The 20,809-nt window shown below is 60.5% G+C and carries 26 protein-coding genes; 9 read left to right on the top strand and 17 right to left on the bottom strand.

Features of this window, described 5'->3' with window-relative positions:
• Positions 1–62: 62 nt before the first annotated feature.
• The 3 genes from EV281_RS25235 to EV281_RS25225 all read right to left on the bottom strand — a co-directional run bounded on the left by EV281_RS25235 (position 63) and on the right by EV281_RS25225 (position 1,527).
• A complete protein-coding gene (locus tag EV281_RS25235; protein ID WP_007822869.1) occupies positions 63–326 on the bottom strand; it encodes a DUF2312 domain-containing protein in 264 nt (87 codons plus the stop codon).
• An 89-nt stretch (positions 327–415) separates the two neighbouring features.
• Complete coding sequence (locus tag EV281_RS25230; protein WP_132657003.1) at positions 416–721, bottom strand: DUF1244 domain-containing protein; 306 nt, start codon at positions 719–721, stop codon at positions 416–418.
• 17 nt (positions 722–738) lie between these two features.
• Entirely contained in the window at positions 739–1,527 is a 789-nt protein-coding gene (locus tag EV281_RS25225) for an N-formylglutamate amidohydrolase (RefSeq protein ID WP_132657002.1), read from the bottom strand.
• 215 nt (positions 1,528–1,742) lie between these two features.
• Between EV281_RS25225 and EV281_RS25220 the strand changes: the two genes are divergently transcribed.
• A complete protein-coding gene (locus EV281_RS25220; RefSeq protein WP_132657001.1) occupies positions 1,743–2,216 on the top strand; it encodes a DUF1036 domain-containing protein in 474 nt (157 codons plus the stop codon).
• The gene (gene pyk, locus EV281_RS25215; protein ID WP_132657000.1) at positions 2,216–3,655 is read left to right on the top strand and encodes a pyruvate kinase; all 1,440 of its coding nucleotides are present in this window, start codon (positions 2,216–2,218) and stop codon (positions 3,653–3,655) included. The genes EV281_RS25220 and pyk overlap by 1 nt, the downstream gene beginning before the upstream one ends.
• A gap of 75 nt (positions 3,656–3,730) precedes the next feature.
• Here pyk and EV281_RS25210 read toward each other — a convergent pair whose 3' ends face one another.
• Genes EV281_RS25210 through EV281_RS25200 form a run of 3 tightly spaced genes read right to left on the bottom strand, consistent with a single transcriptional unit; the run spans position 3,731 to position 5,096 of the window.
• Positions 3,731–4,282 carry a DUF4865 family protein gene (locus tag EV281_RS25210; protein ID WP_132656999.1) on the bottom strand — a complete coding sequence of 184 codons (552 nt, stop codon included), beginning with the start codon at positions 4,280–4,282 and terminating at the stop codon, positions 3,731–3,733.
• Entirely contained in the window at positions 4,279–4,683 is a 405-nt protein-coding gene (locus EV281_RS25205) for a cupin domain-containing protein (RefSeq protein WP_132656998.1), read from the bottom strand. Before EV281_RS25205 ends, EV281_RS25210 begins: the two co-directional genes overlap by 4 nt.
• Positions 4,680–5,096 carry a tautomerase family protein gene (locus tag EV281_RS25200; RefSeq protein ID WP_132656997.1) on the bottom strand — a complete coding sequence of 139 codons (417 nt, stop codon included), beginning with the start codon at positions 5,094–5,096 and terminating at the stop codon, positions 4,680–4,682. Before EV281_RS25200 ends, EV281_RS25205 begins: the two co-directional genes overlap by 4 nt.
• 106 nt (positions 5,097–5,202) lie before the next feature.
• Here EV281_RS25200 and EV281_RS25195 point away from each other — a divergent pair, with 106 nt between their 5' ends.
• Positions 5,203–6,132: a LysR substrate-binding domain-containing protein gene (locus tag EV281_RS25195; protein WP_132656996.1), complete on the top strand. Its 930-nt coding sequence runs from the start codon at positions 5,203–5,205 to the stop codon at positions 6,130–6,132.
• A 258-nt stretch (positions 6,133–6,390) separates the two neighbouring features.
• Positions 6,391–7,197 (top strand): phytanoyl-CoA dioxygenase family protein, encoded by an 807-nt coding sequence (locus tag EV281_RS25190; protein ID WP_132656995.1) that lies wholly within the window; start codon positions 6,391–6,393, stop codon positions 7,195–7,197.
• A 427-nt stretch (positions 7,198–7,624) separates the two neighbouring features.
• Here the strand turns inward: EV281_RS25190 and EV281_RS25185 are convergent, their stop codons facing one another.
• Positions 7,625–8,569: a GlxA family transcriptional regulator gene (locus EV281_RS25185; protein WP_132656994.1), complete on the bottom strand. Its 945-nt coding sequence runs from the start codon at positions 8,567–8,569 to the stop codon at positions 7,625–7,627.
• 128 nt (positions 8,570–8,697) lie between these two features.
• Here EV281_RS25185 and EV281_RS25180 point away from each other — a divergent pair, with 128 nt between their 5' ends.
• Complete coding sequence (locus tag EV281_RS25180) at positions 8,698–9,495, top strand: SDR family oxidoreductase (RefSeq protein ID WP_132656993.1); 798 nt, start codon at positions 8,698–8,700, stop codon at positions 9,493–9,495.
• Between the two features lie 54 nt (positions 9,496–9,549).
• Here the strand turns inward: EV281_RS25180 and EV281_RS25175 are convergent, their stop codons facing one another.
• Both EV281_RS25175 and EV281_RS25170 read right to left on the bottom strand, forming a co-directional pair.
• A complete protein-coding gene (locus EV281_RS25175; RefSeq protein WP_132656992.1) occupies positions 9,550–10,524 on the bottom strand; it encodes a threonine/serine dehydratase in 975 nt (324 codons plus the stop codon).
• A gap of 69 nt (positions 10,525–10,593) precedes the next feature.
• Positions 10,594–11,655, bottom strand: a complete 1,062-nt coding sequence (locus EV281_RS25170) for a helix-turn-helix domain-containing protein (RefSeq protein WP_132656991.1) — start codon at positions 11,653–11,655, stop codon at positions 10,594–10,596.
• Between the two features lie 168 nt (positions 11,656–11,823).
• On the opposite strand from EV281_RS25170, the gene EV281_RS25165 reads away from it, so the two are divergent.
• Positions 11,824–12,051: a hypothetical protein gene (locus EV281_RS25165; protein ID WP_165911953.1), complete on the top strand. Its 228-nt coding sequence runs from the start codon at positions 11,824–11,826 to the stop codon at positions 12,049–12,051.
• Here the strand turns inward: EV281_RS25165 and ggt are convergent.
• Entirely contained in the window at positions 12,045–13,787 is a 1,743-nt protein-coding gene (ggt, locus tag EV281_RS25160) for a gamma-glutamyltransferase (RefSeq protein WP_132656989.1), read from the bottom strand. The two genes, EV281_RS25165 and ggt, sit on opposite strands and share 7 nt — an antisense overlap.
• Positions 13,788–13,848: 61 nt before the next feature.
• Positions 13,849–14,703: a helix-turn-helix transcriptional regulator gene (locus tag EV281_RS25155; protein ID WP_132656988.1), complete on the bottom strand. Its 855-nt coding sequence runs from the start codon at positions 14,701–14,703 to the stop codon at positions 13,849–13,851.
• A 114-nt stretch (positions 14,704–14,817) separates the two neighbouring features.
• Between EV281_RS25155 and EV281_RS25150 the strand changes: the two genes are divergently transcribed.
• Positions 14,818–15,534: an SDR family oxidoreductase gene (locus EV281_RS25150; protein ID WP_132656987.1), complete on the top strand. Its 717-nt coding sequence runs from the start codon at positions 14,818–14,820 to the stop codon at positions 15,532–15,534.
• 5 nt (positions 15,535–15,539) lie between these two features.
• Here EV281_RS25150 and EV281_RS25145 read toward each other — a convergent pair whose 3' ends face one another.
• Positions 15,540–15,905, bottom strand: a complete 366-nt coding sequence (locus EV281_RS25145) for a helix-turn-helix domain-containing protein (RefSeq protein ID WP_132656986.1) — start codon at positions 15,903–15,905, stop codon at positions 15,540–15,542.
• 106 nt (positions 15,906–16,011) lie between these two features.
• Here EV281_RS25145 and EV281_RS25140 point away from each other — a divergent pair, with 106 nt between their 5' ends.
• Both EV281_RS25140 and EV281_RS25135 read left to right on the top strand, forming a co-directional pair.
• Positions 16,012–16,341 carry a nuclear transport factor 2 family protein gene (locus EV281_RS25140; RefSeq protein ID WP_132656985.1) on the top strand — a complete coding sequence of 110 codons (330 nt, stop codon included), beginning with the start codon at positions 16,012–16,014 and terminating at the stop codon, positions 16,339–16,341.
• Positions 16,338–17,141 (top strand): SDR family oxidoreductase, encoded by an 804-nt coding sequence (locus EV281_RS25135; RefSeq protein ID WP_132656984.1) that lies wholly within the window; start codon positions 16,338–16,340, stop codon positions 17,139–17,141. The genes EV281_RS25140 and EV281_RS25135 overlap by 4 nt, the downstream gene beginning before the upstream one ends.
• Here EV281_RS25135 and EV281_RS25130 read toward each other — a convergent pair.
• From EV281_RS25130 to purE, 5 genes are all read right to left on the bottom strand, one after another.
• Entirely contained in the window at positions 17,093–18,142 is a 1,050-nt protein-coding gene (locus EV281_RS25130; protein WP_132656983.1) for an alpha/beta hydrolase, read from the bottom strand. The two genes, EV281_RS25135 and EV281_RS25130, sit on opposite strands and share 49 nt — an antisense overlap.
• A 79-nt stretch (positions 18,143–18,221) precedes the next feature.
• Positions 18,222–18,839, bottom strand: coding sequence for a hypothetical protein (locus EV281_RS25125; RefSeq protein ID WP_132656982.1), 618 nt, complete (start codon positions 18,837–18,839; stop codon positions 18,222–18,224).
• A 99-nt stretch (positions 18,840–18,938) separates the two neighbouring features.
• Positions 18,939–19,064 (bottom strand): type B 50S ribosomal protein L36, encoded by a 126-nt coding sequence (gene ykgO / locus EV281_RS25120; protein WP_109457334.1) that lies wholly within the window; start codon positions 19,062–19,064, stop codon positions 18,939–18,941.
• Between the two features lie 174 nt (positions 19,065–19,238).
• Positions 19,239–20,306, bottom strand: a complete 1,068-nt coding sequence (locus EV281_RS25115) for a 5-(carboxyamino)imidazole ribonucleotide synthase (RefSeq protein WP_132657245.1) — start codon at positions 20,304–20,306, stop codon at positions 19,239–19,241.
• A complete protein-coding gene (gene purE, locus EV281_RS25110; RefSeq protein WP_132656981.1) occupies positions 20,303–20,797 on the bottom strand; it encodes a 5-(carboxyamino)imidazole ribonucleotide mutase in 495 nt (164 codons plus the stop codon). Before purE ends, EV281_RS25115 begins: the two co-directional genes overlap by 4 nt.
• Between the last annotated feature and the right edge of the window lie 12 nt (positions 20,798–20,809).

The raw sequence follows: 20,809 nt of genomic DNA, 5'->3' as shown, positions 1-20,809 counted from the left end.
TCACCGTGCAAAAGAAAAGCCGCCATGAAGGCGGCTTTCGCAAAACGTGGTTGAGCAGATCCTCAGCCTTCCGGCGGGGATTCGATCATGCCGAGAGCGTGCAGATAGGTGTCGAGGATTGCATCTTCTTCCATGCGCTCCTGCTCGTCCTTCTTGCGGAGCGCGACAACCTTCTTGAGGATCTTGGTGTCGAAGCCCATGCCCTTGGCTTCGCCATAGACGTCCTTGATGTCGTCGGCGATGGTCTTCTTTTCTTCTTCCAGGCGTTCAATGCGCTCGACAAAAGCGCGAAGCTGATCGCGAGCGACGCCATGTGCATCAGACATCGTGTTCTCCTGATTTCGGGAAATGCATCGGGTTGCCAGTGACTGCCGCGAAGTGCAGCCAGCGTCAAGGCGATTTGAGGCCGTGGAGTCTATTTGTGCGGGTTGTTCACCTCAAAAGCTGCCTTTTGCACAGGCGATGCTTCCGTCTGGTGAAGGTTCTTCCAGTCTTCATAGGGCATGCCGTAGACGATCTCGCGCGATTCGTCCTTGCTGATGTCAACACCTTCGGCCTCCGCAGCCTCGCGATACCAGTTGGACAGGCAGTTGCGGCAAAAGCCGGCGAGGTTCATCAGGTCGATGTTCTGCACGTCGGTGCGTTCGCGAAGATGTGCGACGAGGCGACGAAAGGCGGCAGCCTCGAATTCAGTCTGCTGTTCTTTGCTGAGCGTGGTCATGAGCCAAGTCCTTTCACTCAATAAGGGCCGGTGCGTGAAGCATGCACGCTGTATGCATGAAGGCTCGGATCGGCGTTCATCTCCGCAAAGATAGGCGCCAAGCGCTCTGCCCATTCGTCGATGCCGGCCTCGTCGCCGATGAGGTCCTGGCGCACTTCCAGAAGCGCGTGCGGAATGCCTGTGATCATGCAATGGCGGTACATGGTGTCACCTTTCAGCGCACCGTCATAGGGTTCGTTGTCGCCGATGACGAGATCGGAATCGGCCCGCAGTTTTTCGAGCAATGGGCCGACGGCGCGGTGGTCGCTGTCCCAGAGCACCGTTGCATGCCAGGGGCGGGGGACACCCTTCCAGGCGGGCGTAAACGAGTGCAGGGACAGCACCAGCGGCGCCTTGCCCGTCGCGTTCGCCACCCTGTCGATCGTCTCAGACACGGCATTGTGATAGGGTCTATGGAAGGTTGCTATCCTGTGGTTCCACTCTTCCGCCGATATCGGATGGTTGCCGGGGATAATGGCGCCGTCGGAGATTTTCATGATCAGCGTCGGATCGTCCTCACCACGGTTGGGGTCGATCAACAGACGCGAAAAACCGCCGAGTACGCCGGGAACACCGAGCCGCTCACAAAGCTTGCGCGCCAGCCCCTCGATTCCGATGTCGTAGGCTATGTGCCTGATGAAGGCGCTTTCCGGCAGGCCGAGCTGGTCATATCGCTTAGGCAGGCGGTTCATAGCGTGATCGCCGAGGATCACCATGCCTTTGTCATGTTGGCCAGGTAGGATTTCAAAGGGTTGGAAATGTTCCATCAGAAAATTGCCTGCTGTCATTTTGCGTCTTTGGTCAGTGATTGCATGCGCCTTCAACTGGTTCAAGCGTGATGGGTTAGGCCAGCGCGACAAGATGCGCCCGGCGGACGGTTATGAAAGGAAATATAATCGATTAGCATTGCGTTGACTTTCGCCGGATGGCGGCGCAAGAAGACACGGATAACGAATAACCGTGGAGCTATTTGGGAGCCGTGTTGATTCAAGCCTCGCCAAGTTTCCTCACGCGGTCCGGACCCTTGGTCCGTCTCGCATTGTTCGCTCTTGCAGCCGCCTCGCCATTCTTCATTGCAGATGCCGCGCGCGCGGATTTCCGTGTATGCAATGGCACGCAAAATCTGGTTGGCGTTGCGATTGGATACCGGGCGAAGGATGGCTGGGTCACCGAGGGCTGGTGGCAGGTGCCGGCAACGACCTGCGCCACGCTGATCGAGGGGGAATTGCAGTCGCGTTATTATTACCTCTACGCAGAAGACGCCGCCCGGGGAGGCCGATGGACGGGTGACGTGCAGATGTGCGTGGCGGAAAACGAATTCAAGATCACGGGTGTACAGGATTGTTATGCCCGTGGTTACCAAAAGATGGGATTCAAGGAATACGATACGGGCCGCCAGGGAAGCTGGATGGTTCAACTCTCCGACACCCCAGGGACGCAAGAAAGCCAGAATTGATGAAGCGTAACCGCAAAGTTAAAATCCTCGCCACCCTCGGCCCGGCCTCCTCCGAGGAATCGATGATCGAGAAGCTACACCAGGCGGGTGCCGATATTTTCCGCATCAACATGAGCCACGCGAGCCATGACGTGATGCGTACGCTGGTGCAGCGTATCCGCGCCGTCGAAGCCCGCTCTGGTCGGCCGATTGGCATTCTGGCTGACCTCCAGGGCCCGAAGCTGCGTGTCGGCAAGTTTGCCAGTGTGAAGGTGGAGCTGAAGCCGGGACAGACCTTCACGCTCGACAACATCGATACCCCCGGCGACAATACGCGCGTTTTCCTGCCGCATCCTGAAATTCTCGAAGCCGTTCAGCCGGGCCATCGCCTGCTGATCGATGACGGCAAGCTGGCGCTTCGCGCCGAAAAGTGCGACGGCAAGAGCATCGTTACGACCGTCATCGCCGGTACCAGCATTTCCGACCGCAAGGGCGTCAGTCTGCCGGACACGCTCCTTGGCGTTGGTGCGCTGACCGACAAGGATCGCTCCGACCTTGATGCGGTTCTGGCGACCGACGATGTTGATTGGGTAGCGCTCTCCTTCGTCCAGCGCCCCGATGACCTTGCCGAAGTGCGCAAGATCGCTCGCGGTCGCGTTGGCCTGATGTCGAAGATCGAAAAGCCGCAGGCTCTGGAGCGTATCGAGGAAATCATCGAGCTTTCCGATGCGCTGATGGTCGCGCGTGGCGATCTCGGCGTCGAAATGCCGCTCGAAGCTGTTCCGGGCATCCAGAAGCAGCTCATCCGTGCCTGCCGTCGTTCGGGCAAGCCTGTCATCGTCGCCACGCAGATGCTGGAATCGATGATCTCCTCGCCGGTTCCGACGCGCGCCGAAGTTTCGGACGTTTCGATCGCCGTCTTCGAAGGCGCCGATGCGATCATGCTGTCGGCCGAATCGGCTTCCGGCGCCTACCCGGTCGAATCCGTTTCGATGATGGCCTCGATCGCGAGCACGGTTGAAAAGGATCCGCACTATCCGGGCATCATCTATGCCCAGCGTGCCCAGCCGGAAGCGACGGGCGCGGATGCGATTTCGCTCGCTGCCCGTCAGATCGCAGAGACGCTGAAGCTGTCGGCCATTGTCTGTTATACCTCTTCCGGCACGACCGGCCTTCGCGCTTCTCGTGAGCGCCCGCAAGTGCCGATCATCGCCCTGTCGCCGATCATCAAGACGGCTCGCCGTCTCTCTGTTGTCTGGGGCATGCATTGCGTCGTCACCCATGATGCGACCGACCTCGACGACATGGTCAACCGCGCGTGCCGCATCGTTGCTGCGGAAGGTTTCGGCAAGCCCGGCGATCGCATCATCATCTCCGCCGGCGTACCGCTCGGCACACCGGGTGCGACCAACATGCTGCGCATCGCTTATATCGGCTCTGACGGCCAGAGCGGAATCTGATCTTTTTCAGACCTGAGAATGCAAAGCGCTCCTCGAGAGAGGGGCGCTTCTATTTTCGATCTCGCTTCGGCTGCCTCAATCGCGAGAGAGGTGGCCGATGCGATAGATCTGATTAGTGCCCGAGATAGTCGGTGCCTCTGCATAGAGGCCGAAACGCACCATCGTCCAATCATGCGGATCGAAGGCAGCGATGCGGGCGAGCACATGTTTGCTGCCGGCTTTCCGTTTCGCCAAATCAATCTCCTGTTGCCTTAAGCCGGGCAGAGAGACATGAGGCTCGATCGCGAGGTATTCGCTGTCGGCGAAACGGGCGCTGCCAAGGTCCGGCAGGACATGGGCATGCCAGACGATCCAGTGACGAATGCGCGGCCGGCCAAAGGCATCCGTGAGTGCGGCAAAGCCGGGACCGCAGATGAAATCGCTGGCGCCTTCCGGTTGGTTCCAGAGATAAAAGGGCGCATAGAGGTTCTCCCGGCTGCCGAACTCACCGCGACGGGCGCTCAGAAAGGCCTTGAAGCCGAGATGCGGGAAGCCGTCCATCGCCGGCCCCTTGTCGCGGATACGGCGATCGATGATCTCCATGTCGTAATCGGCAGGGAGGGTGAAGGAATATTGCATGGCCATCATGGCTGAGGCTCCTCGCTATCAAACCAATCGACGAAATGTCCGTTCTCTGAGCCCTGAACGCTCAGATAGCTGAAGGGACTGTCGGGTGCTGCCCCATGCCGGTGAAGTTCGTCGGGCGCAAACCATATGGCATCGCCAGTTCTCACTTCTTCGGCCGGCTCGTCCTTGCGCTGCACAAGGCCGATGCCCGAGAGCACATAGAGCAACTGGCCGCGTGGATGCGTATGCCAATGCGTGACCGTGCCAGGATCCAGGGTTGCGCGCATTGCGGTGTTTTCGCCATCGACCTGATTGTCGAGCAGCATTTCGACCCAGAAGGGCGCATTCGAGATGCCTTCGGGCGAACGAACAGCATTACCCGGGCGGCGGATGGTCATCGTCTTCGGGTTAGTTTCGCTCATGATGGAGCTCCCGCGCGCGCTTCCCAACCGGGCTCGGTCATCTGCGCCAGACCATCGCCGAAGGACCATTCGCCTGGTTCGCTGGTCGAGATGACAATCATCACGTCTTCCGGACGCAGGCCGGGCGACTGTTGCAGCAGTTCGACGATTCGGCGGAAAAGGGCATTGCGCGTTTCCTGGGTACGCGGCTTGCCGGTCGTGATCGCAATCAACACGAAATCATCCGAGCGCGGGCCGGCAAGATAATTTCGGTCGAAGATCAGTTCGCCCGGTTCGTGCTGGTGGATGACTTGGAAGCGGTCGGCTGGCGGCACGTTGAAAGTCTCCACCATGGCCTTGTGAATATTGTCCGAAAGGCTACGCAGATAGTCCGGCGACTTGCCCTTCAAAAGGGAAATGCGAGCGAATGGCATTGGATGCCTCCTATTCTTTGTCTTGACAGAATAAGCATGCCACGACACCATAATGCGAAAAATCAGAATTTTATGGATTGATCATCCTGAAAATCGGGATCGTGGAATGCGACGGATTACCTTCGATCTGGATGTGCTGAGAACCTTTGCGACCGGTATGGACCTTGGCAATTTCGCCAAGGCGGCCGACCGGCTGGGACGCTCGACATCGGCTGTCAGCGCGCAGCTCAAGAAACTGGAGGAGCAGGCCGGCACGGCGATCTTCCGCAAATCCGGGCGTGGACTCGCCCTGACGGAAGCCGGAGAGACGATGCTCGCCTACGCAAGGCGACTGCTCGATCTGAACGACGAGGCGGTCGCAGCGGTGCAAAGCGTCGAGCTGGAAGGCTGGGTACGGCTCGGCCTGCAGGAGGATTTCGGCGAGAACCTGTTGCCCGACGTGCTTGGCCGTTTTGCACGCGCGCATCCGAAGGTGCGGATCGAGGCACGGGTGGTGCGCAATGCTGAACTTCTCGAACGCGTGACGACGGGCAAGCTTGATCTTGCTCTCGCCTGGAGCGCGGGCACCATGACCGCACATTGCGAGCATATCGCCGATGTGCCGATGCGCTGGATCGGCCCGGCGAATGGTCTGTCGGGATGGACAGCGGGCGGCGAGCCGATGCCGCTTGCTTCACTCGAAGCTCCCTGCCTGCTGCGGAATGCCGCGACCAAGGTGCTGGACGAGGCCGGGATTTCCTGGCGGCTCTCCTTCGTCAGCCCCAGTCTCGGCGGCCTCTGGGCGGCGACAGCTGCCGGGCTCGGCATTACTGTACGCACGCCGATTGGCTTACCGGGCAAAGTGCGGATGCTGGCGCCCGGCGAGGCCGGTCTGCCGGAGCTGCCGAAGCTTGGCCTGGTGTTGCATCGAGCCGAGGCGGAGCCGGATGGTGCAACCGCCAGATTGGCGGAACTGGTGTTGCAGTCGGTACATGAAGCGGTGAGGGAGGTTTCGATCGCATCTGATGAGCCAAAGCCGCTTCGGCGGGTTGGATGAGAGGGGCGCTTTGGGATCTCGATGTTCTGCTCAGCCGGTTGACGCTACCAGCGAACCCCGATAGCCTTGATCCGCTATGAAAATGATCGCTCTCAACATCGCTACGGTCTTCTTCTTGAGCCTTTAAGGCCCCGCCCTTGGGCAAAGAAGATGCGGCCGCCTGACCAGCCCGTTGGCTGGCGTGTTTGCCGTGGACTGCAACCACCTGCGTCAGGCCAATGGACAATGCCGGCAGGGTTGGCGATAGAGAGATATTTCATGACACCTGTTGGTTACCCGCCGGCGCTTAGCGCCGTGCAGATCGAACAATTCATCGAGGACGGCTTTGTGCGAATCGATGATGCTTTTCCCCGAGATATAGCCGAGGAAGCCCGCGCCATCATGTGGCGGGACATTCCTTTCGCCGCCGATGATCCGAAGAGCTGGGTGCGGCCGGTCGTACGGCTTGCCGGCTATGGCGGCGGACCGTTCAATGCTGCGGTCAACATGCCCGTGCTGCATTCGGCTTTCGATCAGCTTGTCGGTAAGGGACGCTGGGAGCCGCGTGACGGTCTTGGCAGCTTCCCCGTTCGCTTTCCACATCCTGATGATCCCGGCGATGCCGGCTGGCATGTGGATCTGAGCTTTCCGGGCGAGGATGGAAACCCTGGCGAACAGCGGGATTTCTCCGCCTGGCGGGTGAACGTCACCTCGCGCGGACGGGCGCTCCTGATGCTCTTCCTGTTCTCGGATGTCGGCGAAGAAGACGCGCCGACGCGTATCCGGGTTGGATCGCACAAGGATATCGCGAAGATGCTGGAACCGGCCGGTAAAGCCGGCATGGCGCATCTGCGGCTGGAGCACGTGGGCGAGGACCGGCCGCTTGCTCTGGCGACCGGGCAGGCGGGCACGGTCTATCTGTGCCATCCTTTCCTTATCCATGCCGCGCAGATGCATCGGGGCAAGGAGCCGCGCTTCATGGCGCAGCCGGGCCTCGCGCCTTCCGAGCCGCTAAAGCTTGCGCGTGAGGACGGCGCCTACTCGCCTGTCGAAATCGCCATCCGTAGGGCGCTTCAGCAAGGTTGAGGCGTATCGCAAGACGGCTGCACAGGTTTGTGCGGCATGGCAGATGTGGAGGAGGTTGCGTGGTATCGGAACCTCCTCCACTTCAGGTAACCTCCCCCAAGAGATGCTCTGATACAAGAAGGGGCGCCATTTTGCGCCCGAAAGGGGCTTGGTGGCGGAGGTTCACCTTCAATGGAGGAGGTTCGGCGGAGGTTATCTCCGCCGGTTCAAGCCATTGATATATAGGTATTTAAATCAAGTGGAGGAGGTGGAGGAGGTTCTTTGCTGAAACCTGCCGGATGCCACCTACGCCAGCGGTCTGGCAAGGTCCCCGGCTAGTCTTAGGAGAAAACCTCCGCCACCCTCTCCACCTCCTCCACCTGCGATTCTTGACGGTGGCGGACGATGCTTTTGATCGGGGCGGAGGCCTCCAGCTTTGCCGGTTACATCACGCCTGCAGTTCCTGCTGTGCCGCCCGGCGGATTGTCTGCGGCGGCTGGCCGAAAGCGCGCAGGAAGGCGCGGCGCATGCGCTCGCGATCGGCAAAGCCGGTCTCGCGGGCGACGACATCGATCGGATGGCGGCCCTGCTCCATCATCAGGCGAGCCGCTTCCAGCCGCAGGTTCTCTACCGCCTTTGCCGGCGACTGGCCGGTTTCGGCCCGGAAGGTGCGGCTGAACTGGCGAGGGCTCAGATGCGCGGCCTCGGCCAACTCTTCGACCGAAAGCGTGGATTTCAGGTTGCTGCGCGCGTAGGCGAGTGCCTTCTGGATTCGGTCCGATTTCGGCTCCAGCTCCAGAAGGGCCGAAAATTGCGACTGGCCGCCGGCGCGGCGATGGTAGACAACGAGCATGCGAGCGACGGCGCGGGCGATCTCCAGCCCGTGATCCTTCTCGACCATCGCGAGTGCCAGATCGACGCCGGCCGTCATGCCGGCAGAGGTCCAGACGGAGCCGTCGATGATGTAGATGCGGTCCTCTTCCATCCGGATTGCTGGGTAGCGGCTCTGCAGTTCACGGGCGAGATACCAATGGGTCGTGGCGCGACGGCCGTCGAGAATGCCGGCGTCGGCCAGGAGGAATGCGCCGGTGCAGATCGAGGCGAGGCGGCGCGTGGCAGGAAGTGCGGCGCGGATGAACCTCGCCTCCGCCTCGTTCGGCAGCTTGATGTCCGGTGCTCCGGCGACGATCAGCGTGTCGAAAGCGGGATCGCCAAAGGCTTCCGTCTCGATGATCATGCCAAGCGAGTTGGCGATCGGGCCGCCAGTCTCCGAGACATAGTGGATCTCATAGACCTTCTCGCCGATCTCGAGATTGGCGAATTCAAAGGCCGAGACGGCAGCGAGGCTCATGATCTGGAAGCCGGGAAAGAGCAGGAAACCGATTTGCTGCATGGTGTCATGTCCTGAAAAGAGGATGTCCTAAAAGGTGGTATATATGACATTCAGGACATCGGCAATCGGGCGTAAAACTCTCCTCAAGCGCAAGGCATCGGGCCGGCGTACGAAAAGGAGAAACGATCATGGCACAAGAACATAAGGGTACGGCGCTGGTCACGGGCGCCTCTTCGGGCATTGGCGCGATCTATGCCCACCGGCTGGCAAAGCAGGGCTATAATCTCATCCTCGTCGCCCGCAATGGCGAGCGGCTGAAGGCGCTGGCAAGCCGGCTGACCGATGAAACGGGCCGCAGCGTCGAGACACTATCCGCGGATCTGGGCAAGAAGGACGATCTCACCAAAGTCGAAAAGGTGCTGAAGGAGGACCAGAGCATCACCATGCTGGTGAACAATGCCGGCTTCGGAGGCACTGCGCCGCTGCTCGCCTCCGACGTCGACAAAATGCAGGAGATGGTCGACATCAACGTGACGGCGGTGATGCGGCTGGCCTATGCAGCAGTACCCGGTCTCGTTGCCCGCGGCGGCGGCACCATCATCAATATCGCTTCGATCGTAGCCATCGCGCCCGAGATACTCAACGGTGTCTATGGCGGAACGAAAGCTTTCGTGCTCGCCTTCAGCCAGTCACTGAAGCACGAGCTTGCCGACAAGAATGTCCGCGTCCAGGTCGTGCTGCCGGGCGCTACAGCTACCGAATTCTGGGGCATTGCCGGTACGCCAGTCGAGCACCTGCCTGGCGAGATCGTCATGTCGGCAGAAAACATGGTCGATGCTTCACTGGCCGGCCTTGCCGAGGGGGAATTCGCGACGATCCCGGCGCTCGAAGATGCCGGCTTGCTGGGCGCTTACGAGCAGGCGCGCCAGGCGCTGATGCCGAACCTGTCGCGTTCGGTGCCGGCACCGCGCTACAAGATCGCCTGACGACCGCCAGCCAGGAACGGAATCGTCCGCGGCAGGCCACCGCGGACGTTTTTGTCAGCCGAAACGCTCCAGCGCTTTGGTGAACACATCGGCGTCGATATTGCCGCCTGAGGTGACAACAACAGCCGTGTCGCTGTCCAATTGGTCGCCGTGAAAGAGTGCCGCGGCAAGGGCAACGGCCCCGCCCGGTTCAACGACGATTTTGAGGCGCGTGAAGGCAAGGGCAACGGCGCGCAGTGCCTCATCGTCGGTCACCACGACACCCGGCCCCGCCAGACGCTTCAGGATCGGGAAGGTGATATTGCCCGGCTGCGGCGTGACGATCGCGTCGCAGATCGAACCTGTGAGGGCGGCGTTGCGCTCGATCTTGCCTGAGGCAAGCGACCGCGTCGTGTCGTCGAAGTTTTCCGGCTCGCAAGGGCGGACACGAAAGCTTGGCGCGCTCGCTTCCAGGGCCAGCGCAATGCCGGAGGTCAGGCCGCCGCCGCCGCAGGGAACGAGGACTTCGGCATTCCGAACTCCTTCCTCTTCCGTCTGTTCGGCGATTTCCAGCCCGGTCGTGCCCTGGCCGGCGATAACAAGCGGCTCGTCGAAGGGCTTGATGAGCGTCAGGCCGCGTTCGGCTGACAGTTTTGCGCCGATCTCGTCGCGGTCTTCATTGGCGCGGTCGTAGAGTACGACTTCTGCGCCGAAGGCGCGTGTGTTGGCGATCTTCAGCTTCGGAGCGTCACTCGGCATGATGATGACGCAGGGGACGCCGTGCATGCGTGCAGCAAGTGCCACACCCTGTGCATGGTTGCCGGAGGAGAAAGCGATGACGCCCTTCTTGCGCAGTTCCGGATCAATGCCGGAGACGGCAGACCAGCCGCCGCGGAACTTGAAGGAGCCGGAATGCTGAAGGCATTCGGCCTTCACGAACAGCCGCCGGCCGGCGATTTCATCGAGGAAGGGGGAGGAGAGAAGCGGCGTGCGCCGCGCATGTCTACGCAGGCGGGCCCTGGCGGCAACGATCATTTCAATGGAAGCCATGGGAATCTCTTCTGCTTTAATGCCGCACATGCATAGATCGCGCATCTATGATTGTGAACGGCGACTTTGTCACGGTGACATGAATATGACATTGGACGCAGCGCCACCCGATTCCCGCGGAACACGTCGTTTCCTGAATTGCGTCGGACTTTCACCGTTCAAGCGTGCGAATTCGCGGTTGAAGTTGGACTTGCTGATGAAGCCGGAGTCAAACATCACCTGCGTTACGGGATGATCAGTCGTAACCAGCTGCTCGCAAGCGGAGCGGATGCGGAGGTCGTTCACATATTGCGAGACGCTCATGCCGTGGATGCGGTTGACCGCCATGGAGACGCGCCGCGCCGGCAGGTTCATCTTCCGGGCGATGCGGCTGAGATTGAGATCGGGATCGCGATAGAGCTGACGAGCATGCATCAGGGCGTCGAGGGCTGCCGCGACCGCTCCGTCTTCCTCCGTCGCCGGCGGTGGTGGAGGCGGCTCCGAGGATGCCGCGTCCATCGTGCTGCCGTTGCCCGCCACCGAAGCGGCAGTGCCAAGGATCAACAGCGCGATGACATTGCCGAGCGCAACGATGGCTCCTGCATGGATACCGCCGGCCTGGGTGAAATCGAAACTGATCACGATGTCGGTGACGGCGGAGGCGATAAGTGCAAAACCGGTGATCTGCAGCGAACGATAGGAAAGCACCGCGCCGTCGAGACGGGAGGCAACGAGCGCATCCGGGCCGCGCCGGGCGAGCCAGAGCAGGGCGATACCGTAGGCAATAAAGATCAGGATGATGGCGAGGCTGATCGGCTCCGGGTACAAGGCGATGAAAATGACGATTGCCGCTGCCGGCAGAAGATGCGGCCAGAAACGGGAGAGGGTGGGTTGCTCTTCCATGGCAAGCCCCTTGAAGCAAACCCAGGCGAGGGCCGCGATCATCGTCGCCATCAGGGACTGCAGCGGCATGATATCGATGATGTCGTAACCCCAGCGGATGCCGATCACCACGGATTGGATGATGTAGAACCCGATCAGCAGCAGGAAAGGCCGCTTTTCGGCGAACGACCCATCACCCTGCCGCAGCATGCGGATCAGAAGGATCGCAAGCAGCAGCGCCACGACGAAGGGTAGGGGAACGAAGATCATCGGCGATTTCCGGATAGCAACAATGGCCGCAGAATGAACCCGATTGCGTTCGCGGTCGACCCGGATCACGATCGAGGTCTCGAAACCCGTCCCGAAAATCCATCCTGAAACTGTCCTCAACGGGAGGGCTTCATTCATGGACGGATTTCGACGACCGTTCTTCTCGTGATGCCGGTGTTTTTCGCGGCCTCCGTTTCCGCTCTGCCGGACAGGATATCGACGACTGCAATTCCCGATCTTTCCGGTTTCGGAGTCAATGTGCCGGTGGATTACCGAGTGGCAGCGAAGGCCTCGTGGGTTGATGCCCGGCAGCCGAGCGTGCCGGGCATCATGCCGCGTGTCGAGATCGACGGCGAATTCGTGCGGGTTAGAACCGCTGAAGCCTGCGATCAATAACCGTTGGCCGAGCCTTCGGTCGCGCGGTTGTCCATCGCGCCATTGTAGCGGGCTCCCCCACCCTTCTCGATGGCCGCAAGGCTCTTGCCGCCGACGAGGATGCCGGCTGCCTGTCCCCATACTGGCGCATCATTGCCGCCATCAAGCTTATAGCCCATGGCGGCGAGCGCCTTTTCCGTATCGGGGGACAGGGCATAGGGCTCCAGATAGACAGTGTCTGGCTGCCACTGGTGGTGGGTGCGCGGGGCATTGACGGCCTGGCTGATGTCCATGCCGAAATCGACGACGTTGAGGATCGCTTCCAGCGTGATGGTGATGATGCGCGAGCCGCCGGGGCTGCCGATCACCATGAACGGCTTGCCGTCCTTGGTGACGATGGTCGGGCTCATGGACGAGAGCGGCGTCTTTTTTGGGGCGATGGCATTGGCTTCGCCCTGCACAAGGCCGTAGAGGTTCGGCACGCCGGGCTTGGAGGTGAAGTCGTCCATCTCGTTGTTGAGCAAGACGCCGGTGCCGGGCGCAACCACACCGGCGCCAAAGGAGCCGTTCAACGTATAGGTTACGGCAACGGCATTGCCCTCGTCGTCGATAATGGAGTAGTGCGTCGTCTCGGTGCTTTCCTTGCCGCCGAGCGGCTTCAGATTGGCTGATGTGCCGGCCTTGTAGGGATTGATCTTGCCGCGGATTTCGGCGGCATATTTCTTGTCCAGCAGCTTGCTAACCGGGTTGTCGACAAAATCGGGATCGCCGAGAGCTGCGTTGCGGTCGACATAGGCATAACGCATGGCCTCGGCCATAATGTGTACGGCATCAGCCGATCCGTAGCCGAGATAGGAGAGTGGATAACCTTCGAGAACGTTCAGGATCTCGCAGATGATGACGCCGCCGGAGGAGGGGGGCGGCGAGGAAATGATGTCGTAGCCGCGGTAATTGCACTCGATCGGCTTCAATTCCCGCACCTGGTATTGCTCGAAATCCTCCTTGGCGAGAATGCCGCCTTTGGCCTGGCTCGCCCTGACGATAGCATCGGCTGGCGCACCCTTGTAGAAGGCATCGGTACCTTTATCCGAGATCGATTGCAGGACGGCGGCAAGGTCCGGTTGCACCAGCTTTTCGCCGGGCGAATATGGGCTGCCGCCGGCTTTCAGGAAGATTTTTGCGGCCTCCTCATCCTTGGCAAGCCGCTTGGCGCTGCCGGCAAAACTGGCGGCGTCGCCCTGCTCCAGCATGAAGCCATCCTTCGCGTATTTCAGAGCCGGAGCAATCAGTTCCTCGCGTTTTTTGGTGCCGTATTTTTCTCGGGCGGTTTCGAAGCCCATGACCGAGCCGGGTGTGCCAATGGCGAGGTAACCATCGAGGCTGGCGCGCGGGACGATGTCGCCCTTGGCGTCGAGATACATGGTCTTGGTGGCGGCAAGCGGTGCACGTTCACGGAAATCGAGGAAAGTTGTTTTCCCATCTTTCATGCGGATCGTCATGAAGCCGCCGCCGCCTAGATTGCCAGCTGTCGGATAGACGACGGCCAGGGCGTATCCGACGGCGACTGCGGCATCGACGGCATTGCCGCCGCTTTTCAACACCTCGACGCCGACATCGGTTGCCAGATGTTGAGCGGTGACGACCATACCATGTTCCGCTTCGACAGGTGCCGGCGAGGCGGCAAAAGCGGGAAGCGGTGCGAAACAAAGTGAGATTGCAGCAAGAATTGAGACGGATTTTCCGTGGATGCGGTCCATTATTTTCCCCTCGGAGACAGCGACGGAAGAGATATGGCGTCAATTCAACGGCAGGCAATGATCAGGCGAGAAGCTCTGCGAGTTTCCTGTTGGTGTCGTGCTCGCCGAGAGGCGTATAGACGATCAGTTTCATGTCGGGCTTGCTCATCAGCGCTAGGCCGGTATGTTCGAAGGACATAAGACCTTTCACCGGATGATTCAGGCGCTTGATGCCCGTCAGCGGCGCCAAGACTTCATGGCGCGGCCACCAGGCTCGGAATTCCGGGCTCTGCCGATCAAGCAGGGCGATCAGCCGCTCGAAATCCGGATCCCCGGCATAACGGGCGCTGTCAGCGCGGAACATGGCGAGCGAAACGCGGGCGACTGCCTCCCAATCGACCAGCAGGCTGCGATGGAAATCATCGGCAAAGAGCCGGTGCATGGTGTTGCGCTCGTCCGGCCCCAGCCGGTCATAACCGCCGAAGAGCAGGTCGGCGGCACGGTTCCAGGCAAGGACATCCCAGCGGCGACCGAGCACATAGGCCGGCTGATGGGTGAGATTGTCAAGCATTCGGCGAAGCGGTTCGTCGACCACTTCTGGCACCGAAGAAAGCGGTTGCGGCGGCTGGCGACTATTCAGGGTGACAAGGTGCTGACGTTCTGCTTCATCGAGGCGTAGCGCATCCGCCAGCGCATTCAGCACCTGCGGGGAAGGATGGATGTCGCGGCCTTGCTCAAGCCAGGTGTACCAGGTCGTGCCGACGCCGGCCAACATCGCGAGTTCTTCCCGCCTGAGCCCGGGTGTGCGGCGGCGAAAACCTTCCGGCAGACCGACATCGGTCGGTCGCAGGCGTTCACGGCGAGATCGCAGGAAGGCTGCGAACTCGCGGCGGCGAGCATCGAATGTATCCAGTTTCTGATCCATAGCAGCTATCATATCAGCATCGATACCAGGATAAGAATAGGCCTGTTTACGATTTTCGAGCTCCGCAAGATGAGAGCGCTCCCGACTGTGAATGTCGGGAGTTTGATCATTCAAGGGAGTATTCTCATGTCATTACAGCATGCCGTCATTATCGGCGGCTCTTCGGGTATCGGCCTCGCCACGGCCAAACTGCTTCTGGAACAGGGATTTCGAGTCACCATCGCTGCACGGGACGAGGCGAGGCTCAAGACGGCGGCTGACAATCTTTCCGGCGAGATCGCCACGATCGCGATCGATGGCCGAGATCCCGTCGCGGTCAGGCAGGCTTTCGAAAGTCTCGGATCGTTCGATCATCTGGTGCTGGCGCTTGGCAGCGGCCATGGTGCCGGCCCGTTCCCGACGCTTGATATGGGCGATCTGCTGGCGGGCTTCCAGACGAAGCTGATCCCTCAGGCGGCAGCAGCGCAGGTGGCTCTGCCTTTCCTGAAGCCGAAGGGCAGCATTACCTTCGTTTCCGCCGTCAGCGCGCAGGCCGCCATGCCAGGGACTGCTGGTCTGGCCGCGGTCAATGCCGGCATCGAGGCGATGGTGCGCGTGCTCGCAGCCGAATTGAAGCCGTTGCGCGTGAATGGCGTTTCGCCTGGTGTCGTCGATACGCCGTGGTGGGATTTCCTGCCCGCAGAGCAGCGTCAGGCCGTCTTCCAGGATTTTGCCGGACGCACGCCGGTCGGCCGCATCGGCCAGCCCGATGACGTCGCCAAGGCCGTGGCCTTTCTGGCCTCCAATACTTTCATGAGCGGTCACGTTCTCACCTGCGACGGCGGCATTCACCTTGCTGCTTGATTGCGTCAGGCCGTCTCGCCGGCGGCCTCCTCGGGAGTGAATATCAAGCCGGTCAGGTCCTTGTCCTTCAGGGCTGCCCATTTCAACAGTGCGTCCAAGGCGGGGCATAGGGCCTGACCCCAATCAGTCAGACGATATTCCACCTTGGGCGGCACCTGATGGTGGACGATGCGCCGCACGATGCCGTCATTTTCCATCTGGCGCAGCTGCTGGATCAGCATCTTTTGCGAGATGGCGGGAATTGCGCGTTCGAGATCAGAGAAGCGCAACACCTTGCCGCCGAAGAGGTGGAAGAGGATGATCAGCTTCCAGCGCCCTTCGAGAATCTTCAGCACGTTCTCGACGCCGGTTGCGGCGGAATAAGGGGTCATCGCATCACCTTACTTTCAGGTAAGTACCTGACTTTTTTGTAGGTTCTTGTCATCTGGTAAGCCTATGCCCATTCTTTTCGCGAGGCAACCGAAGAGGAGTTTGCGAATGAGTATAGAGCTTCCGAAACCACTGGCCGCCTATTACGCTGCCAAGAACCAGAAGGATATCGACGGCATGCTCGCCTGCTTTGCCGCTGATGCCAGCGTGCGCGATGAGGGCGAAGACAGGCGGGGTCATGCCGAAATCCGCGAATGGATGGAGGAGACGACGCGCCAATATGGTGTGACCGTCGATCCCGAGGAAATCTCCGGTGAAGCTGATGCGCCGGTCGTGGCTGCATTGGTCGACGGCAATTTTCCCGGCGGTCCCGTCACCTTGCATTATCATTTCACGCTTGCTGGCGGCGCCATCACGCACCTGGAGATCGATGCATGAGCGCCGCACCGGCTTTTCGGTTCGATCCGAACGAGTTCATCAGCAAACGTGTTCTTGTTACAGGCGGCACCAAGGGTATGGGTGAGGCGATCGTACGGCGATTTTCGGCTGCTGGCGCGAGGGTCGCGACAACGGCGCGCTCGTCACTACCAGAGGGGCAGATGCCGTCGCTGTTCGTTCAGGCCGACATCAGTACGGCGGAGGGCGTCAACAGCGTAGCCTCGGCAGTGCTGGGTGCTTTCGGCGGTCTCGATATTCTCATCAACAACGTCGGAGGGTCATCGGCGCCGAGCGGCGGTTTTGCAGTGCTCAGCGATGAGCACTGGCAGGCAGATATCAATGCCAATCTGATGGCACCCGTGCGGCTCGACAGGGCCTTCCTGCCCGGCATGATCGAGCGCGGCCACGGTGTCATCGTTCATATTTCATCGATCCAAAGGCGGTTGCCGCTGTATGAAGCGACGCTTGCCTATGCGGCGGCAAAGGCCGGATTGTCGAACTATAGCAAGGGATTATCGAAGGAGGTCGGGCAAAAAGGTATTCGTGTGAATGCCGTTGCACCTGGGTTTATCGAGACCACGGCAGCGACGGCCCTGATCCGGCGCATCGCACAGGAAGCAGGCACCGATGAAGAGGGTGGCCGTAAGCTGTTGATGGACTCGCTCGGCGGCATATCAATCGGCCGGCCGGGACGTCCGGAAGAGGTGGCCGAACTCGTGGCTTTCCTGGCTTCGCCGCGTGCCGCCTCCATTCACGGTGCTGAATATACCATCGATGGCGGCACCGTTCCGACGGTTTGATCGATGGAAGAGCCGGCCAGCCGCTCTTCGGCCTTGCGGGCCATCGCTGCAAGATCGCGCGGTCTGCCGGCAATCTTCTCCATGGCGGCGATAGCGACATCGGTTGCAAGATAATCTGGCTTGTGGCCAACGCCCTTAACGGTGACGAGTTCCGATCCCTTGATGTCCCGCGCCAATCCACGCGAATGCAGGTGCTCCCAGACGATCTCATCCTTGTCGCCGGTGATGATGACGGTTGGCGCCGATATCTTGGAATAGTGTGGCGCGTTAGCCGTCAGATATTCATGCAGCCGTTTGAAATCGCTGGCATTGTTGTAAAAGGCGCGCGGCCGCAGCACCAGCGACGGGCCGGTCTTGGCGACGTAATCGAGGGGCCGCGGATTGGGGCGGAAGACGTTCAGCGTGCCACGCTCCAACCGGTGCAGGCCAAGCGGCACGACGACTGCATGATTGAAGAGCCAGCCGACAACAGGCGCCGTTGCGACATGATAATACCAGTCGATACCACCCGGCCATGGATGGGAGGCCGGCGCGAGAAAGAGCAGACCCGCCGTCTTGTCCGGGTGGCGGACACCGAAGGCCGCAGCAATCGCGCCGCCGAAGGAATGGCCGACAATGATCGCCTTTTCGATGCCGCGCTTTTCCATCAGCCTGGCGATGGCGTCAGCCTGGCCCGAAGGCAGGGCATTTTCAGGCCCGCCGCGTTCCGAATAACCATGACCCGGTCGATCGACGAAGAGCATCTCAGCGCGGCCTTGCAGTGCTTCACGGAAGGCACCGGCCTGGTCCAGCAGATTGCCGCTCGCGCCATGAATGAAAACCAGAGCTGGAAGATCGGCGGTTTCCGGCCGAGGCACATGCACGGCATTCATGCGATAGCCGCCGATATCGGTCAGTTCGCCGATATTGGGGTAGGCATATTCGAATTGGCGGGCTTTGTAGGAGGAATAGCCGATGGCGGCGACGACGGGGACGAGAAGGGCAGAGATTTCGGCAAGCATAGTCTCAACCGCACAATGACGACAATCTTCAGTTCAAGATTGTGCGCCTTCTTACGCCGTCAAGTGGACACCGGATCTGTCAGGTGCGGTTGCCGGCAAGCTTTTCCGAGAGCGTATTGACCTGATCCTGCGCGGTGCGGTCAGCAGGATAGATATCGAGAACGCGCTCCCAGGCCTTGAGGGTAATTTCATCATTGCCTGTGGTGGCGAGGATGGCAGCCATGCCCGACAAGGCGCCGAAATGGCGGGGCTCGATCTTCAACACCTGCTCGATATCGGCCATCGACTTGCGATAGTTGCCAAGCACGAAGTTCAGCGTTGCCCGTCGATTCCAGCTTTCAGCATAGGTCGGCTTCAGGGCGATGGCCTCATCGAGAAAGTCGAGGGCTGCCGGATTGCGCTTTTCCTCGATCGCCTTATCGGCCCATTGCATCAGGAGATTGATCGTCGCGCTGTTGGAATCGTTCCATTCCATGCGGATCTGATTGGCGATGCTGCTTGCCTTGTCGGGGTCGCGCTCGCGTTTCAACTGTACATAGAGCTGATCGAGACGCTGCCGGGGGGAGGAATCTGTATTGGCCGGCTGTTCGACAATAACATCCTTCTGCTGCGCCATAGCAGGAAGAGCGGGAGCGAACAGGATGAGAGCAAGCGGCAGCGCCGCTGAGGTCATAGCAAAAAAGCGCATGGCGGACATATTAGCCCGCCACTGCTGAAGATCAAACAAATTTGACGTGATCACCGAAGCAACCAACCGATATGCCCGCCTACGAGCAGGCAAACCGGATACGCGCGATCAGCCCTGGCGAGCCTTGAAGCGCGGGTTCTGCTTGTTGATGATGTAGATGCGGCCCTTACGGCGAACGAGACGGTTGTCACGATGACGCGCCTTGAGCGACTTGAGCGAATTCTTGATCTTCATTTTTCTGATCCGCGATGTTTCTGGGGGAATTCACATTCGCCCGTGTCTTTAACAATCAAAAGCGCGCCGGCTGGGCGCGCTCTTTAGGTGGGGGAGCAGATAACCCGGCCTCTGCCCTGTGTCAACCACGTGAAGGCTTTTTTCCGTGGTTTTCAGGTGCTCCCAGGTCACGGCTCAGGGAGCTTTGCCGGTTAGCGTCGTCACATGGCCCATCTTCCGGCCGGGGCGCGATTCGGTCTTGCCATAGAGATGCACAAGCGTGTCGTCACGCTTCAGCCAGTCCGAGAGGGCAAGGATATCGTCGCCAATCAGGTTCTGCATCACGCAATCGGAATGGCGGCGCGGATTGCCGAGCGGCAAGCTGGCAATGGCGCGGATATGCTGCTCGAACTGGGAGACGATGCAGGCCGCTTCGGTCCAGTGGCCGGAATTGTGAACGCGTGGCGCCATCTCGTTGGCGATCAGGCTGCCATCGGCCAGAACGAAGAACTCGATGCCGATGACGCCGACATAATCGAGCGCGGCCAGGATCTGCTCGGCCGCCTTGCGCGCGGCATCGGCAGTGGCACCGGAAATTGTCGCCGGTATGGTCGATGTGTGGAGAATGCCGTTGCGATGGACGTTTTCGGCCGGATCGAAGCAGAGCACCGTGCCGTCGATCGCGCGGGCGGCGATGATCGAGACCTCGCGTTCGAAGGCGACGAAGCTTTCGAGGATGAGCGGTACCGAGCCGAGCTCTGCATAGACGCCGTCAGCGCTGTCGGCCGATGAGCGGAACACTTTTTGGCCCTTGCCGTCATAACCAAGGCGACGGGTTTTCAGAACACCCTGACCACCGAAATCGCTCAACGCGGATTCGAGATCGGCCTGACTGTCGATCGCATGGAAACGAGCCGTCGAAATGCCGCAGCCATTGATGAAGCGTTTTTCGATCAGGCGGTCCTGTGCGGCTTCCAGCGCCTTCGGCGGCGGATAGACCGGCACGGTCTTTGCCAGCGTTTCGGCAGCAGCAACCGGCACATTTTCGAATTCGTAGGTAACGACATCGCAGAGCCCGGCCAGTTCGGCGAGCGCTGCCGGGTCGTCATAGGCGGCGGTAATCTGGTAATTGGCAAGCTGGGCGGCAGGGCTATCGGTCTGCGGCTCCAATATGACCGTGCGGAAATTCAACCGCGCTGCGGCCATGGCAAGCATGCGCCCGAGCTGGCCGCCGCCGATAATGCCTATCGTCCTGACCATCAGAGATCGTCCATTGGGTATTCGGCGACGGAGGCGCTCTGGCGTTCGCGCCATTCGTCGAGGCGCTCGGCGATCTCGTCATCGGAGAGGGCAAGCACGGCAGCGGCAAGAAGCGCCGCGTTGATCGCTCCTGCCTTGCCGATGGCGAGCGTGCCGACGGGAATGCCGCCTGGCATCTGAACGATGGAGAGCAGGCTGTCCTGACCGGACATGGTCTTCGACTGGACCGGCACGCCAAAAACCGGCAGCGGCGTCATGGCCGCCGTCATGCCCGGAAGGTGGGCCGCGCCGCCGGCGCCTGCAATGATGACCTTGAAGCCTTCGGCACGTGCGCCCTTGGCGAAATTCACGAGCCGGTCGGGTGTGCGATGGGCCGAGATGATCCGCGCGTCATACTCGATTTCGAGCGCCTCCAGTGTATCGGCCGCATTCTTCATGGTTTCCCAGTCCGATTGGCTGCCCATAATGATGGCGACGGGCGGTCTGTCTGTCATCGTCACAATTGT

This window comes from Rhizobium sp. BK418 (assembly GCF_004341105.1).
In the GTDB taxonomy this organism is placed as follows: Bacteria; Pseudomonadota; Alphaproteobacteria; order Rhizobiales; family Rhizobiaceae; genus Rhizobium.
The sequence above is the reverse complement of the archived record's forward strand: the minus strand, read 5'-3'. Positions and strand labels throughout refer to the sequence as shown.

Excerpts from the sequence above, each read along its gene's own strand:
- EV281_RS25150 (WP_132656987.1), top strand. The coding sequence starts at position 14,818 with ATGTCATTACAGCATGCCGTCATTATCGGCGGCTCTTCGGGTATCGGC.
- EV281_RS25235 (WP_007822869.1), bottom strand. The coding sequence starts at position 326 with ATGTCTGATGCACATGGCGTCGCTCGCGATCAGCTTCGCGCTTTTGTC.
- EV281_RS25155 (WP_132656988.1), bottom strand. The coding sequence starts at position 14,703 with ATGATAGCTGCTATGGATCAGAAACTGGATACATTCGATGCTCGCCGC.
- ggt (WP_132656989.1), bottom strand. The coding sequence starts at position 13,787 with ATGGACCGCATCCACGGAAAATCCGTCTCAATTCTTGCTGCAATCTCA.
- EV281_RS25145 (WP_132656986.1), bottom strand. The coding sequence starts at position 15,905 with ATGACCCCTTATTCCGCCGCAACCGGCGTCGAGAACGTGCTGAAGATT.
- EV281_RS25135 (WP_132656984.1), top strand. The coding sequence starts at position 16,338 with ATGAGCGCCGCACCGGCTTTTCGGTTCGATCCGAACGAGTTCATCAGC.
- EV281_RS25170 (WP_132656991.1), bottom strand. The coding sequence starts at position 11,655 with ATGATCTTCGTTCCCCTACCCTTCGTCGTGGCGCTGCTGCTTGCGATC.
- EV281_RS25200 (WP_132656997.1), bottom strand. The coding sequence starts at position 5,096 with ATGCCATTCGCTCGCATTTCCCTTTTGAAGGGCAAGTCGCCGGACTAT.
- EV281_RS25125 (WP_132656982.1), bottom strand. The coding sequence starts at position 18,839 with ATGTCCGCCATGCGCTTTTTTGCTATGACCTCAGCGGCGCTGCCGCTT.
- EV281_RS25225 (WP_132657002.1), bottom strand. The coding sequence starts at position 1,527 with ATGGAACATTTCCAACCCTTTGAAATCCTACCTGGCCAACATGACAAA.
- EV281_RS25130 (WP_132656983.1), bottom strand. The coding sequence starts at position 18,142 with ATGCTTGCCGAAATCTCTGCCCTTCTCGTCCCCGTCGTCGCCGCCATC.
- EV281_RS25180 (WP_132656993.1), top strand. The coding sequence starts at position 8,698 with ATGGCACAAGAACATAAGGGTACGGCGCTGGTCACGGGCGCCTCTTCG.
- EV281_RS25205 (WP_132656998.1), bottom strand. The coding sequence starts at position 4,683 with ATGAGCGAAACTAACCCGAAGACGATGACCATCCGCCGCCCGGGTAAT.
- EV281_RS25195 (WP_132656996.1), top strand. The coding sequence starts at position 5,203 with ATGCGACGGATTACCTTCGATCTGGATGTGCTGAGAACCTTTGCGACC.
- EV281_RS25230 (WP_132657003.1), bottom strand. The coding sequence starts at position 721 with ATGACCACGCTCAGCAAAGAACAGCAGACTGAATTCGAGGCTGCCGCC.
- purE (WP_132656981.1), bottom strand. The coding sequence starts at position 20,797 with ATGACAGACAGACCGCCCGTCGCCATCATTATGGGCAGCCAATCGGAC.
- EV281_RS25190 (WP_132656995.1), top strand. The coding sequence starts at position 6,391 with ATGACACCTGTTGGTTACCCGCCGGCGCTTAGCGCCGTGCAGATCGAA.
- pyk (WP_132657000.1), top strand. The coding sequence starts at position 2,216 with ATGAAGCGTAACCGCAAAGTTAAAATCCTCGCCACCCTCGGCCCGGCC.
- EV281_RS25175 (WP_132656992.1), bottom strand. The coding sequence starts at position 10,524 with ATGGCTTCCATTGAAATGATCGTTGCCGCCAGGGCCCGCCTGCGTAGA.
- EV281_RS25185 (WP_132656994.1), bottom strand. The coding sequence starts at position 8,569 with ATGCAGCAAATCGGTTTCCTGCTCTTTCCCGGCTTCCAGATCATGAGC.
- ykgO (WP_109457334.1), bottom strand. The coding sequence starts at position 19,064 with ATGAAGATCAAGAATTCGCTCAAGTCGCTCAAGGCGCGTCATCGTGAC.
- EV281_RS25140 (WP_132656985.1), top strand. The coding sequence starts at position 16,012 with ATGAGTATAGAGCTTCCGAAACCACTGGCCGCCTATTACGCTGCCAAG.
- EV281_RS25210 (WP_132656999.1), bottom strand. The coding sequence starts at position 4,282 with ATGATGGCCATGCAATATTCCTTCACCCTCCCTGCCGATTACGACATG.
- EV281_RS25165 (WP_165911953.1), top strand. The coding sequence starts at position 11,824 with ATGCCGGTGTTTTTCGCGGCCTCCGTTTCCGCTCTGCCGGACAGGATA.